Source organism: Streptomyces cinereoruber (assembly GCF_009299385.1).
Taxonomy (GTDB): domain Bacteria; phylum Actinomycetota; class Actinomycetes; order Streptomycetales; family Streptomycetaceae; genus Streptomyces; species Streptomyces bikiniensis.
In genome coordinates, this window is the sequence record NZ_CP023693.1 from 2,978,514 (window position 1) to 2,991,457 (window position 12,944).

A 12,944-nucleotide genomic window follows, 5' to 3' on the forward strand; every position below is an offset into this window, starting at 1 on the left:
GGTGGTGACGTTCTGTCGACTCCCCGCGAACCACGCGGAGTCGAAAAGCAACCCTAAAGGCGGGTTTACGCCACCGCGAATCGCGACGCGCCGTCAGCGCCGCGCCCGGTGCCCACGGCGGACGGCCGGGCCCGGGGACCGTGCCCGCGCCCGGCGCCCGCGTCAGAGCGCGGCCGGGGCCGCTCCGCCGCCCGCCGCCTTCGCCGCGGTGCGGACCGCTCCGGCGACCGCGCCCGCGACCTTGTCGTTGAAGACCGACGGGATGATGTAGTTCGGGTTCAGCTCGTCCTCGGTGACCACGTCGGCGAGGGCCGCGGCGGCCGCCAGCATCATGTCCGTGTTGACCGTGCGGGACTGGGCGTCGAGCAGGCCGCGGAAGACGCCCGGGAAGACCAGGACGTTGTTGATCTGGTTGGGGAAGTCGGAGCGGCCGGTGGCGACGACGGCGGCGGTCTGGCGGGCGACGGCCGGGTCCACCTCCGGGTCGGGGTTCGCGAGCGCGAACACGATGGCGCCCTCCGCCATGGCGGCGACGTCCTCGCCGTCGAGCAGGTTCGGGGCCGAGACGCCGATGAAGACGTCCGCGCCGGAGACGGCCTCCTTGAGGGTGCCGGTGACGCCCTCCGGGTTGGTGTTGTCCGCGATCCAGCGCAGCGGCGAGTCGGCCGGGGCCTCGACCAGGTCCTCGCGGTCCGCGTGCACGACGCCCTTGATGTCGGCGACCACGGCGTGCTTGACGCCCGCCGCGATCAGCAGCTTCAGGATGGCCGTACCGGCCGCGCCGGCACCGGACATGACGACCCGTACGTCGCCGATGCCCTTGCCGACCACGCGCAGGGCGTTGGTGAGGGCGGCGAGGACGACGATGGCGGTGCCGTGCTGGTCGTCGTGGAAGACGGGGATGTCGAGGGCCTCGCGCAGCCGGGCCTCGATCTCGAAGCAGCGGGGCGCGGAGATGTCCTCCAGGTTGATGCCCGCGAAGCCGGGGGCGATGGCCTTGACGATCGCGACGATCTCGTCGCTGTCCTGGGTGTCCAGGCAGATCGGCCAGGCGTCGATGCCGGCGAAGCGCTTGAAGAGGGCGGCCTTGCCCTCCATGACGGGCAGGGCTGCCTTGGGGCCGATGTTGCCGAGGCCGAGGACGGCGGAGCCGTCGGTGACGACCGCGACGGAGTTGCGCTTGATGGTGAGGCGGCGGGCGTCCTCGGGGTTCTCGGCGATCGCCATGCAGACCCGGGCGACGCCGGGGGTGTAGATCATGGAGAGGTCGTCGCGGTTGCGGATGGGGTGCTTGGACGCCATCTCGATCTTGCCGCCGAGGTGCATCAGGAAGGTGCGGTCGGAGACCTTGCCGAGGACGACGCCCTCGATGCCGCGCAGCTGCTCCACGATCAGGTCGGCGTGGGCCGTCGAGGTCGCGGCGATGGTGACGTCGATGCGGAGCTTCTCGTGGCCGGAGGCGGTCACGTCGAGGCCGGTGACGGATCCGCCGGACGACTCCACCGCCGTGGTGAGCTGGGAGACCGCGGTCCCGCTCGCGGGAACCTCCAGCCGGACCGTCATCGAGTACGAGACGCTGGGCGCCGTTGCCATGGCCGAGTTCCTCTGCTTTCCCTGAGCTTCGTTGCTACGCCGCCCCGGCTGGTTGCCCGGCGGCGCCCTCCGATGGTCGCACCTACCAGCGAGTAGCAGGTAATGCGGTCATTTTGTTTTCGGAAAGTAGTTTCCACCATACGAGAGAGGCCCGGGAAACAGAAGAGGTCCCCGCCACCAGGGGTGACGGGGACCTCAACTTCGTAGCTACGTACTAGGTGGCACCGACCCGCCATGCTCGCCTCGCGGCAAGTGGTCCCTCTGAGGGACGAAGGTTGGGCCCGGGGGCTTGGATCGGGCCGGTGCCACACCCAGGCTAACAAACCCCTCCCGCCGGCGATTCCAGCGCCGCGGATCGGCCTGAAAACAGCCGACGGGACGGCCGGGGCCTCAGTCCCGCAGCAGGTCCGGCACGCCCTCCCCGTCCGGCAGGTCACCGGCCCCCGCGACCACCGTGAGCTGCTGCGTCGCCCGGGTCAGGGCCACGTAGAGCACCCGCAGGCCGGCCGGGGACTCGTCCGCGATCTCGGCGGGCGAGACGACCACGGTCGCGTCGTACTCCAGGCCCTTGGCCTCCAGGGAGCCGAGCGCCACCACCCGGTCGCCCAGCTCGGCGAGCCAGCGGGCGGCCTCCTCGCGCCGCCGCATGGCGACGACGACGCCGACCGTGCCCTCCACCTGGTCGAGCAGCCGCCGCGCCTCGAAACGTACGGTTTCGGCCAGATTCGCGTCCCCGGCCCCCTCCGGGACCGCGACGAACCGGGGCTCGACGCCGGTCGAGCGGACCGCGCGCGGCGACTCCTTGCCCGGCATGGCGAGGGCGAGGACCTTGGCGGCCAGCTCGGCGATCTCGGCCGGGTTGCGGTAGTTCACGGTCAGCTCGAAGCGGCGGCGCGGCCGGGAGCCGAGCGCCTCGTCCCGGGCCTCGGCCGCCTCGTCCGGGTCGGACCAGGAGGACTGCGCCGGGTCCCCGACCACCGTCCAGGTCGCGTGCCGGCCGCGCCGCCCGACCATCCGCCACTGCATGGGCGTGAGGTCCTGGGCCTCGTCCACGATCACGTGCGCGTACTCGGTGCGCTCCGCCGCGAGCCGCTCGGCCCGCTCCCGCTGGCTCTCCTCCCGTACCGGCATCAGCTCCTCCAGGCCCGTGAGCTGGTCCAGCGGGTCGTACTCCCGCTTCTTCCGGGGCCGGGCCGGGGCGCCGAGCAGGGTGTTCAGCTCGTCCAGGAGGGCCACGTCGTGGACGGAGAGCTCCGGGCGGCGCAGCGAGCGGGCGAGCCTGCGGACCTCCCCCGGGTTGAGGATGCGGCGGGCCCAGCGGCCGAGCCGCCGCTCGTCGGCCATCGCGCCGAGGACCTGCCGGGGGGTCAGCTCGGGCCACCAGGCGTCGAGGAAGCCGAGGAAGGAGTCCTCGGTGGAGACGTCCTCGTCGAAGGAGGAGCGCAGCTCGGCGGCCAGCTCGGGGTCGCTGTGGCGGCCGACCGCGCCGGACTTGGCGTACAGCGCGTCGAGCAGCAGCCGGCGGGCGCGGGGGCGGAGCAGGTTGACGGGGGCGGTGCCGCCGAGGACGTTGTGGCGGATGCGCCGCAGCTCGTCGGCCTCCAGCTCCAGGCGGCGCCCGAAGGCGACGACCCGCAGCCGGGTCGGGGTGCCGGCGTCCTCTCCCGCACCGGGCTGCCGATCCTTCGGCGCGGGGGTCTCCAGGGCGCCCCGGGCCGCCCTGCGCAGGACGGCGAGCATCCGGGAGGAGCCCTTGATCCGGGCGACGGCCGGGTCGTCGTACGCGGTGGCCTCGGCGCCGTCGACCAGCGAGCCGACCGCGCGGATCGCGACCTGCCCCTCCTCGCCGAGGGAGGGCAGGACGCCCTCGGTGTACGAGACGAGGAGCGGGGTCGGGGAGACGATCAGGATGCCGCCCGCGTACCGCCGCCGGTCCTGGTAGAGCAGGTACGCGGCCCGGTGCAGGGCCACGGCCGTCTTGCCGGTGCCGGGGCCGCCCTCCACGTACGTCACGGAGGCGGCGGGCGCCCGGATGACGAGGTCCTGCTCGGCCTGGATGGAGGAGACGATGTCCCGCATGGTGTGGCTGCGGGCCTGGCCGAGGGCGGCCATCAGGGCGCCGTCGCCGATGACGGGCAGCTCGCGCCCGGCGAGGGTGGCCCGCAGCTCGGGGCGCATCAGGTCGTCCTCGACGCCGAGGACCCGGCGGCCCTTGGAGCGGATGACCCGGCGGCGCACGACCCGGCCGGGGTCCACGGGGGTGGACCGGTAGAAGGGCGCGGCGGCGGGCGCGCGCCAGTCGATGACGAGCGGCGCGTAGTCGGAGTCGAGGACCCCGATGCGGCCGATGTGGAGGGTCTCGCCGATGTCGGCGGTGTTGTCGGGGCGTACGGCGTCCTCGGCGGGCTCGACGGAGGTGTAGGCGCCGTCGGGCCCCTTCTTCCCGTCCTTGCCGTACAGCAGGTCGATCCGGCCGAAGAGGAAGTCCTCGAACTCGTTGTTGAGCCGGTTGAGGTGGATGCCGGCCCGGAAGACCTGGGCGTCGCGCTCGGCGAGGGCTCCGGGCGTGCCGACCTGTCCGCGCTTGGCGGCGTCGTCCATCAGGAACTCCGCCTCGTGGATCTTCTCCTCCAGCCGGCGGTAGACCTGGTCAAGATGTTCCTGCTCGACACCGATCTCACGGTCCCTGACCGTGTCCACGGCTTCCTGCGCGGCCACCTAAGGCCCCCTTCTCACGTGCACTGGGCAGCCGTCGAGCGTACGCCACCGGAAGCCACCGTGTCAGGCGGGCACCCCTCACCACCTCCACCGGCCCGTCGCAGGCGGGGCGCTACCGGTCCCGCTGCGACGGATGCGGCCAAGTGCCCGTGCCCATGCCCGTGCCCGTGTGGACGTCCGGCTTCCTCTTCCGGTCGGTCCGGGCGGCGAGGAGGGCACGGCGGATCTCGGCGGCGGTTCTGCGGGCGTGTTCGCCGGTGGAGGTGGTCTCGGCGGTGCCCGGGACGAAGCGGTGCTCGGGCTGCCGGCAGTGGCCGCACGGCGTGTCGTCGTGGATGAGGTACCCGTCCTCGCAGGCCGGGTTCCGGCAGGGGCCGCGGCCGACGAGGAACTCGGCGATCTCCTGCGGGGACCAGCGCCGCCGGTCGTCCTCGTCGCGCTCGTGGATGGCGTGCGACCAGCGGGTGTGCCAGCGCCTCTCGACGCGGGCGAGGAGCTGGGCGGGGGTGCGGTGGTCGAGTTCGCCGAAGAGGATGTCGGGCAGGCTCCGGGGGAACCGGTGGCCGAGCGCCTGGAGCAGGGGCTGGGGGAAGCCCTGCATGATGAAGGCGATCGGATCGTTCCCCGGCCCCTTCCGCCAGGTGCGGCACGGGCAGGTGCCCTGCTCCGGGTTCCTGTTGCCGCAGCGCGCGCACCGGCCCCGGCACTCGGCGCACAGCCCGTTGTTCAGCCCTTCGAGGTGCCGTGCCGGCGCCCGGCCGCACTCCCTGCAGCACGAGGCGCACAGCCCGCAGAGCCGCTCGTCGCCCAGCCGGGTCGTCCAGGCCCGCTGCTGGCAGCGGCAGCACAGGTGCGTCTTGCAGTAGTCGCCGTGCGCGCCGTCGTACCGGCCGAGGTTCTCGAGCACCGCGGCTCCCCCTTTCCGCTCCGGCCCGTGTCCGGGAGGCCCCGTCGTCCTCCCCGCCGCCCGTGTCGTACGCGCCGGTCGCAGTCACACGGTAGAACGCCGCCCCGCTTCCGGCCACGAACGCTCTTCGGTTCATCACATCGTGTCACCGACCGGGCCCGCCCCCGCGCGCCCGCCTCCGTCGGCTCCCGCCCGTGCCTACCCGTCGTACTTGTCGTCCGCCGCCGGGTCCAGGGCCAGCCGGTAGCCCCGCTTGACCACCGTCTGGATCAGCTTCGGGGTGCCGAGGGCGGTGCGGAGGCGGGCCATCGCCGTCTCCACCGCGTGCTCGTCGCGGCCCGCGCCCGGCAGGGCGCGCAGGAGGTCGGCGCGGGAGACGACCCAGCCGGGGCGGCGGGCCAGGAGGCCGAGGAGGGCCATGCCGGCGGGCGGGACGGGGCGCAGGGCGTCGTCGACGAGGACGGCGTGGCCGCGCATCTCCACGCGGTGCCCGGCCACCGGCAGGACCCGGGCGCGGGCGGGCAGCTCGGTGCAGAGGACCTGGACGAGCGGCCCGAGCCGGAAGCGCTCCGGCTGGTACGTGCCGATGCCCTCCGCCTGGAGCGGCAGCGCGGTCACGGGCCCCACGCACACCGCGAGCACGTCGTGCCGCAGCGCCTCGACCAGCTCCGCCCGCGCCCCCTTCTCCTCCGCGCGGGAGAGCAGCGAGGCGGCGGCCGGGGCGCTGGTGAAGGTCACCGCGTCCACGCCCCCGGCGAGGACCGCGTCGAGGAGCCGGTCGAGCGGACCGGCGTCCTCCGGCGGCATCCAGCGGTAGACGGGGACGCCGACGACCTCGGCCCCGCCCTCCGTCAGCGCCTCCACGAAGCCGGGCAGCGGCTCCCCGTGCAGCTGGAGCGCGATCCGGCGGCCGGCCACCCCTTCGGCGAGGAGCCGGTCGAGGACCTCGGCCATGGACTCCGAGGACGGCGACCAGGACTCGGTCAGTCCGGCGGCCCGTACGGCCCCCTTGACCTTCGGCCCGCGGGCGAGGAGTTCGACGTCCCGCAGGACGGCGAGGAGTTCCTCGCCGTACCCCCAGCCGTCGGCGGCCTCGACCCAGCCCCGGAAGCCGATCGCCGTGGTGGCGACGACGACGTCCGGGGCGTGGTCGATGAGTTCCTTGGTGGCGGCGAGGAGTTCGGTGTCGTCGGCGAGCGGCACGATCCGCAGGGCGGGCCCGTGGACGACGGCGGCGCCGCGCCGGCGCAGCAGGGCGATGAGTTCGTCCGCGCGCCGTGCCGCGGTGACGCCGATGGTGAAGCCGGCGAGGGGGCCGTGTTCTTGCTCGTCCATGGACGCAGAGCCTGACGGGGACGCGTGACGGACGCGGTTCGTCCGTATTTCCTGGTCGTTACGGTCCGTGCCGGGCACCGTGGATCACACCTTCGCGTAACCGGGCCGGGGCTCCGGCTCCGTGACGGCCTCGGCGGTCTCGGGCACGGCCGCCGGACGTCGAAGGTATACCGCACGGGTGACGCCCATGCAGGCCGCGTAGAAGACGAGGAAGGCGACGAAGGCGGCGGTGCCGGTGCCGGAGGTCTGGAAGGACTGGCGGAAGGCCAGGTTGATGCCGAGCCCGCCGAGCCCGCCGACCGCCCCGATGATGCCCATGGACGCGCCGGAGAGCCGCCGGCCGTACGCCTCGGCGGCCTCGCCCGCGAGCCCCTTCCGGTGCCCCTGGGCGAGGAAGATCGCCGGGATCATCTTGAACGTGGAGCCGTTGCCGAGGCCGCTGAGGACGAAGAGGCAGACGAAGCCGGCGAGGAAGACGGCGAGCGACTCGATCACGGAGGCGTAGATCACCACGGAGGTCGCGGCGGCCATCGCGGCGAAGGTCCACAGGGTGATGCGGGCGCCGCCGTGCCGGTCGGCGAGGGAGCCGCCGACGGGCCGGACGAGCGAGCCGAGCAGGGGGCCGATGAAGGTGAGCGAGGCGGCCTGGAGGGGGGTGCGGCCGAACTGCGTCTGGAGCACCAGGCCGAAGGCGAAGCTGTAGCCGATGAAGGACCCGAAGGTGCCGACGTAGAGGAAGGCCATGATCCAGGTGTGCCGGGCCCGCACGGCCTCCTTCGCGGCCCCGGTGTCGTTCCTGACGGGGGCGAGGTTGTCCATGAAGAGCGCGGAGCACACGGCGGCGACCACGATCAGGGGCAGGTAGACGCCGAGCACGATCCGGGGGTGCATCGCGCCCGCGGTCCCGATGACGAGGAGGCCGACGAGCTGCACGACGGGGACGCCGATGTTGCCGCCGCCCGCGTTGAGGCCGAGCGCCCAGCCCTTCTTCCGCAGCGGGAAGAAGGCGTTGATGTTGGTCATGGAGGAGGCGAAGTTGCCGCCGCCGACGCCGGTGAGGGCCGCCACCAGGACGAAGGTGGTGTACGACGTCCCGGGCTCCATGACCGCGAAGGCGAGGCCGGTCGGCAGCAGGAGCAGCAGGGCGCTGAAGACCGTCCAGTTCCGGCCGCCGAAGCGGGCGACGACGAAGGTGTACGGGATCCGGATCAGCGCGCCGACGAAGGTGGCGGTGCCGATCAGGAAGAACTTGCCGGCGGGGTCCACGCCGTACTCCGGTCCCATGAAGAGGACCATGACCGACCACAGGCTCCAGATCGAGAAGCCGATGTGCTCGGAGAGGACGGAGAAGAGCAGGTTCCGCCGGGCGATCCGCTCCCCCTCCTCACGCCAGAAGACCTCGTCCTCCGGTTCCCACCGTTCGATCCACCGGCCGCCCATGTCGCACCTCCGCGGGGTCGGGTCCTGGGGCGTCCACAGCCCCGGTCCACCTGCGAACGACGCTAGGGAGGCCGCGTTTCAGCCCGGTGCCGCGAGGTGACGTCGGCGGAACCTTGCTCTCACCCGGGGGGCGGGGTCGCTGTGAGCGGGGCACGCGCGCGTGGCACGTCCGGGGCCTCGGGCAGCCCCGGCCCTCCCTACGGCCGTACGGGCAGCCCCGGCTCGTCCTCCGGCAGCCAGGAGTCCGGCGGGCGGACGAGCCAGCCCTCCCGGGCGCCGATCTCGGCGGCGGCGGCCCGCAGGGCGTCCAGGCCGGGGTGGCGGAGCCCCTTGCGCCACACCAGACTCACGGGCGACAGGGGCACGGGATCGACCAGCGGCCGCAGGACGCAGCCGGGCATGGGCGGGAACTCGACGACGGCCAGGACCGGGTGCCGGTGCTTGGCCATGATCCGGCGGAACTCCTCCTTGCCGACCGCGAGCGGGGCGGGCGGGGAGAGTTCGATGCCGCGGCCTGCGAAGAGCCGGGCGGCGAGGTCGGTCCACTCGGGGGTGCGCTCGTTCCCGGCCCCGGCGTAGATCCGCTCCCCGGCGAGCGCGGCGAGCGGTACTTCGGGGAGGCCGGCGAGCAGGTGGTCCTCGGGCAGGATCACGGCCATCGGCTCGTACCGTACGAACTGGGAGCCGAGCCCCGCCCTCAGATCGGCCGCGAGGCCGCCGTAGCGGCCGAAGGAGGTGTCGAGGTGCCCGGCGAGTACGGCCCGCGCGGCGCCGGTGAGGCCGCTCTCGTAGCGGGCCATCAGTTCGAGGTCGGGGGCGAGTTCGCGGGCCCGGCGCAGGACGCGCTCGTGGGCGAGGCCGGGGCTGTTGAGGTCGACCAGGAGGGGCCGGGACGCGGCCAGGAAGGCCTCTCCCAGCTCGTCGTGGGCGGCGAGCACCCGGCGCGCGTACGGCAGCAGGCGCTCGCCGTCGGGGGTGAGGGAGACCTGCCGGGTGGTCCGGACGAACAGCTCGGCGCCCAGCTCGCGCTCCAGGCGCCGGACGTCCCGGCTGAGGGCCTGCTGGGCGACGTAGAGCCGGGCGGCGGCGCGGGTGAAGTGCAGCTCCTCGGCGACGGCGGTGAAGGCGCGCAGGAGGCGGGGGTCGGTGTCGTACGAGGGGGGCACCGCCGCATTCAACAACACGGGTGCGTGAATGGCCACCGATCAGGTGTTGGACCGGGCGGGACGGCGCGCCCGAACCTTGGTCCATGCCGCAACCGGACCTCACCCTGACCCCGGCGGGCCCGGCGCTCGCGCCGCGCTACGACGACTTCGCCCGCACGACCGACACCGCCCGCCCGTACGTCCCCGCCACCAGGACGAGCAGTCCCCGCCCGCACGCCCCCGTCCGTACGACTGACGACCCCGCCCGTAAGGCCGGCGGCCCCGGCCGCCCGGCCGTCGGCGCCCGCAACCCCTACCGCCTCCTCTTCGCCCGTCCCGGCACCCGCGCCTTCGCCGCCTGGGGGCTGATCGCCCGGCTGCCCGCGGGCATGTTCGGCGTCAGTGCCGTGATCATGATCGCGGCGGTGTACGACTCCTACGCCCTGGCCGGCGCGGTCACCGCCACCGGGCTCGCCGTCGGCTCCGTCACCGCGCCCCTGATCGCCCGGCTGGTCGACCGCCACGGCCAGGCCCGGATCGCGGTCCCGGCCGCCGCGTACGCCACCCTGGGCCATCTGGTCCTGGCCCTGTGCGTCCACGAACGGGCCCCGGTCTGGGCGCTCTTCGCGACGGTGGCGCTCACCGCCACCTCCCCGAACACGGGCGGCATGTCCCGGGCCCGCTGGGCGCACCTGCTGCGGGACGACCCGGGCGCGCTGCACACCGCGAACTCCTTCGAGCAGGCCGCCGACGAGCTCTGCTTCATGCTGGGCCCGGTGCTCGCCGCCGTCCTCTGCTCGGCGCTCTTCCCGCAGGCGGGCACGCTCGCCGCGGCCGCCCTCTTCCTCGGCGGGACGCTCCTCTTCGCCGCCCAGCGCTCCACCGAGCCGCCGGTCGCCCCGCGCACCCCGGCGGGCTCCCCGCTGCGCGCGCCCGGCATGGTCCCGCTGCTCGCGGTCTTCCTGGCCACCGGGGCGGTCTTCGGCTCGATGGAGGTGGTGACGCTGGCGTACGTGGACGGGCCCGTCGCCGGACCGGTCCTCGCCCTCCAGGCGGCGGGTTCCTGCGCCGCGGGCCTGCTCTACGGCCGGGCCCGCCGCACGGCGCGCCTGCGCACCTGCCTGGCGGCGATGACGGTCCTGATGGCGCTGCCGCTGCTCGCCGCCTCGGCCGGTTCGCTGCTCGCCCTGGCCGCCGGTCTGCTCGTGGCGGGCATGGCCACGGCCCCGACGATGGTGACGGGCATGGGCCTGGTCCAGCGCCTCACGCCCGCGGACCGGCTCAACGAGGGCATGACCCTGGCCGTGACCGCCCTCCTGGCGGGCATCGCGACCGGCTCGGCGTCCGGCGGCTGGGCCGCCGACCACGCCCCGTTCCCGTCCTTCGGCTTCCTGATCCCGCTCGCGGCGGCGACGACGGCGCTGGCCCTGTGTGCGGCGCGGGACGCGGCCGCAGGCATGACGAAGGCCCGGCGGTCGTGGTGACCACCGGGCCTTCGCCCACATGGGATGAGTGGAGATGGCGGGAATCGAACCCGCGTCCAACGGTACGGAAACAGAGCTTCTCCGTGTGCAGTCCGCTACGAGTTTCTCGGCCCCGGAGATCACGCGGACAAGTCTCCGACGGGCTCAGTCACTGTTTGGTTTCCCTCCAACCCCCGTGACCGGGGCTAGAGGTTTAGATCCCTAGATGACGCCAGGATCCGGGTCGGGACCATCCCCGGGCTGACGCTCCTCACAGAGGCTTCTGTTCGTTACCTGAAATTAGGCAGCGAGGGCGAAGCGGGAGTTATCGCTCTTGGAGTTGGCGATTATTGGTTGCGACATATGGTTTACGAGATCATTGCCGCTTCCTCGACACGCTTCCTCTGCATCGGTATCCGCTGTCGAAACCGATCATCCCCATGTTGATTTTTCAAAGGTCGCACCCGCCGTGGGGTGCGTGCCCCATCGTACGTGACCAACGGCGGCCGTCGCCAGCGTATTCCCGGGGGCCGGGTCGCCGGCTAGAGGGACTGGCCCGCGCGCTGGCGCCGCTTGGCCGCCGCGATGGCGCGGTTCGTCTCGCGCGTGTCCTGCTTCTCGCGCAGGGTCTGGCGCTTGTCGTACTCCTTCTTGCCCTTGGCGAGGGCGATCTCGACCTTGACCCGGCCGTTCAGGAAGTACAGCGCGAGGGGCACGATCGTGTGACCCGTCTCCTGCGACTTCGCCTCCAGCTTGTCGATCTCCTCCCGGTGCAGCAGCAGCTTCCGCTTCCGCTTGGCCGAGTGGTTGGTCCAGCTGCCCTGCATGTACTCGGGGACGTGGATGTTGTGCAGCCACGCCTCGTGGTCGTCGATCTGGACGAAGCCGTCGACCAGCGAGGCCCGTCCCATCCGCAGCGACTTGACCTCGGTGCCCATGAGCACCACACCGCACTCGTAGGTGTCGATGATGAGGTAGTCGTGCCGCGCCTTCTTGTTCTGCGCGATCAGCTTGCGCTCCGGCGCCTTGTCCTGGCTCTTCTTGGCAGGCTTGCCCTGCACGTTCACGATTCCCTTTGCCATAGTGCGGTCATTTTCGCACTACGAGCCCCCTCCGAGGCCACTCAATACCGTCCTCGCCCGCTCCTCGGCCCGCTCGTCCGCCGACAGGTCCGGGGTGATGCCCCGTCCGTCCACGGCGTGCCCGGCGGGGGTGCGGTAGTGGCCGACGGTCAGCTCGGCGACCGAGCCGTCGGGCAGGGTGCTCGGCATCTGCACCGAGCCCTTGCCGAAGGTCCGGGAGCCGACCGTGACGGCCCTCCCCCGGTCCTGGAGGGCGCCGGTGAGCAGCTCGGCCGCGCTCATCGTGCCCCCGTCGACCAGCGCCACCAGGGGCCGCTCGGTGTCGCCGCCGCCCTCCGCGTACACGGCCCGCTCCTCGCCCTCCACGTCGTACGTGGCGACGAGGCCGCCGTCCAGGAAGGCGGAGGCGGCGGTGGCGGCCTCCGCGACCAGGCCGCCCGCGTTGCCCCGCAGGTCCAGGAGGACCCCGGCGCCGGCCGGTGCCTCCCGCACCGCGTCCCGCACGCGCGTGCCGACGCCCTTGGTGAAGGCCTCGACCCGGATCAGTACGGCCCCGTCGTCGAGGCGGCGGACGGTCACCGGGTCCGTCGCGAGCCGGGCCCGGCGCAGGGTCTGCGTCCAGGCGGTGCGCCCGCGCTCGACCCGCAGGGCGACGGACGAGCCCGGCACCCCGTCGCCGCGCAGCAGGGCGACGGCCTCGGAGACGGAGAGCCCGTCGACCGGGCGCCCGTCGACGGAGACGAGCCGGTCGCCGACGCGGAGTCCGGCCCGGGCGGCGGGGCCGTCGGCCCGGACCCGGGTGATCCGGACGCGGTCCCCGTCGGCCCGGCCCGCGGAGAGCCCGACGCCCGTGTAGGAGCCGTCGAGGGACTGCTCGAACTCCTCGTACTCCCGCTTGTCGTACACCGCGCCCCAGCGGTCGCCGCTGCGGCTGACGAACTCCTCGGCGGCCTCCTTGCCCGACTTGCCGTCGGCCATGGCCGCGGCGGCGGCGCGCCTGAGGGCGGCGCTGTCGACGGGCGCGCGCTCCCGGGCCGCCCGCTCCGCGCCCGGGGGCGCCCCGGCCCGCCCGGCCGCCGGCTCCTGCCGGGGCAGCGAGCCCGTGGCGGCGGCGGTGGCGAGGACGCCGGCGAAGACGAACGTCAGAACGGCCCCGCGGAGCACTCCGCGGGGCCGGGTACAGAGAAGGTCGGTGCCGTCCGGCATGTCGCCCACTCTAGGACAAGGCGAGGGCGCCGCACGGGCTTTGGCCGTACGACGC

Annotated in this window: 9 protein-coding genes and 1 other RNA gene; 1 reads left to right on the forward strand and 9 read right to left on the reverse strand. The window is 73.5% G+C overall.

Annotation, left to right across the window (positions count from 1 at the left end; translation table 11 throughout):
• Positions 1-162: 162 nt before the first annotated feature.
• From CP977_RS13210 to CP977_RS13235, 6 genes are all read right to left on the reverse strand, one after another.
• Positions 163-1,593, reverse strand: a complete 1,431-nt coding sequence (locus CP977_RS13210; protein WP_062755167.1) for an NAD-dependent malic enzyme — start codon at positions 1,591-1,593, stop codon at positions 163-165.
• Between the two features lie 390 nt (positions 1,594-1,983).
• Positions 1,984-4,311: a HelD family protein gene (locus CP977_RS13215; protein ID WP_062755166.1), complete on the reverse strand. Its 2,328-nt coding sequence runs from the start codon at positions 4,309-4,311 to the stop codon at positions 1,984-1,986.
• 112 nt (positions 4,312-4,423) lie between these two features.
• Positions 4,424-5,218: a hypothetical protein gene (locus CP977_RS13220; protein WP_063915175.1), complete on the reverse strand. Its 795-nt coding sequence runs from the start codon at positions 5,216-5,218 to the stop codon at positions 4,424-4,426.
• Positions 5,219-5,416: 198 nt separating this feature from the next.
• Positions 5,417-6,553: a uroporphyrinogen-III synthase gene (locus CP977_RS13225; RefSeq protein ID WP_062755164.1), complete on the reverse strand. Its 1,137-nt coding sequence runs from the start codon at positions 6,551-6,553 to the stop codon at positions 5,417-5,419.
• An 84-nt stretch (positions 6,554-6,637) separates the two neighbouring features.
• On the reverse strand, positions 6,638-7,993 hold the full coding sequence (locus tag CP977_RS13230) for a nitrate/nitrite transporter (RefSeq protein WP_062755162.1): 1,356 nt from the start codon (positions 7,991-7,993) through the stop codon (positions 6,638-6,640).
• Between the two features lie 197 nt (positions 7,994-8,190).
• A complete protein-coding gene (locus CP977_RS13235) occupies positions 8,191-9,159 on the reverse strand; it encodes a LysR family transcriptional regulator (protein WP_152370149.1) in 969 nt (322 codons plus the stop codon).
• An 83-nt stretch (positions 9,160-9,242) separates the two neighbouring features.
• Between CP977_RS13235 and CP977_RS13240 the strand changes: the two genes are divergently transcribed.
• On the forward strand, positions 9,243-10,622 hold the full coding sequence (locus CP977_RS13240) for an MFS transporter (protein WP_229991625.1): 1,380 nt from the start codon (positions 9,243-9,245) through the stop codon (positions 10,620-10,622).
• Positions 10,623-10,648: 26 nt separating this feature from the next.
• Here the strand turns inward: CP977_RS13240 and ssrA are convergent.
• The 3 genes from ssrA to CP977_RS13255 all read right to left on the reverse strand — a co-directional run bounded on the left by ssrA (position 10,649) and on the right by CP977_RS13255 (position 12,889).
• Positions 10,649-11,041: a transfer-messenger RNA gene (gene ssrA / locus CP977_RS13245) on the reverse strand.
• Between the two features lie 102 nt (positions 11,042-11,143).
• Positions 11,144-11,683, reverse strand: coding sequence for an SsrA-binding protein SmpB (smpB, locus tag CP977_RS13250; RefSeq protein ID WP_208420706.1), 540 nt, complete (start codon positions 11,681-11,683; stop codon positions 11,144-11,146).
• Positions 11,684-11,701: 18 nt separating this feature from the next.
• Positions 11,702-12,889: a S41 family peptidase gene (locus CP977_RS13255; protein WP_152370150.1), complete on the reverse strand. Its 1,188-nt coding sequence runs from the start codon at positions 12,887-12,889 to the stop codon at positions 11,702-11,704.
• Positions 12,890-12,944 lie beyond the last annotated feature (55 nt).

Excerpts from the sequence above, each read along its gene's own strand:
- CP977_RS13225 (WP_062755164.1), bottom strand. The coding sequence starts at position 6,553 with ATGGACGAGCAAGAACACGGCCCCCTCGCCGGCTTCACCATCGGCGTC.
- smpB (WP_208420706.1), bottom strand. The coding sequence starts at position 11,683 with ATGGCAAAGGGAATCGTGAACGTGCAGGGCAAGCCTGCCAAGAAGAGC.
- CP977_RS13230 (WP_062755162.1), bottom strand. The coding sequence starts at position 7,993 with ATGGGCGGCCGGTGGATCGAACGGTGGGAACCGGAGGACGAGGTCTTC.
- CP977_RS13240 (WP_229991625.1), top strand. The coding sequence starts at position 9,243 with ATGCCGCAACCGGACCTCACCCTGACCCCGGCGGGCCCGGCGCTCGCG.
- CP977_RS13255 (WP_152370150.1), bottom strand. The coding sequence starts at position 12,889 with ATGCCGGACGGCACCGACCTTCTCTGTACCCGGCCCCGCGGAGTGCTC.
- CP977_RS13210 (WP_062755167.1), bottom strand. The coding sequence starts at position 1,593 with ATGGCAACGGCGCCCAGCGTCTCGTACTCGATGACGGTCCGGCTGGAG.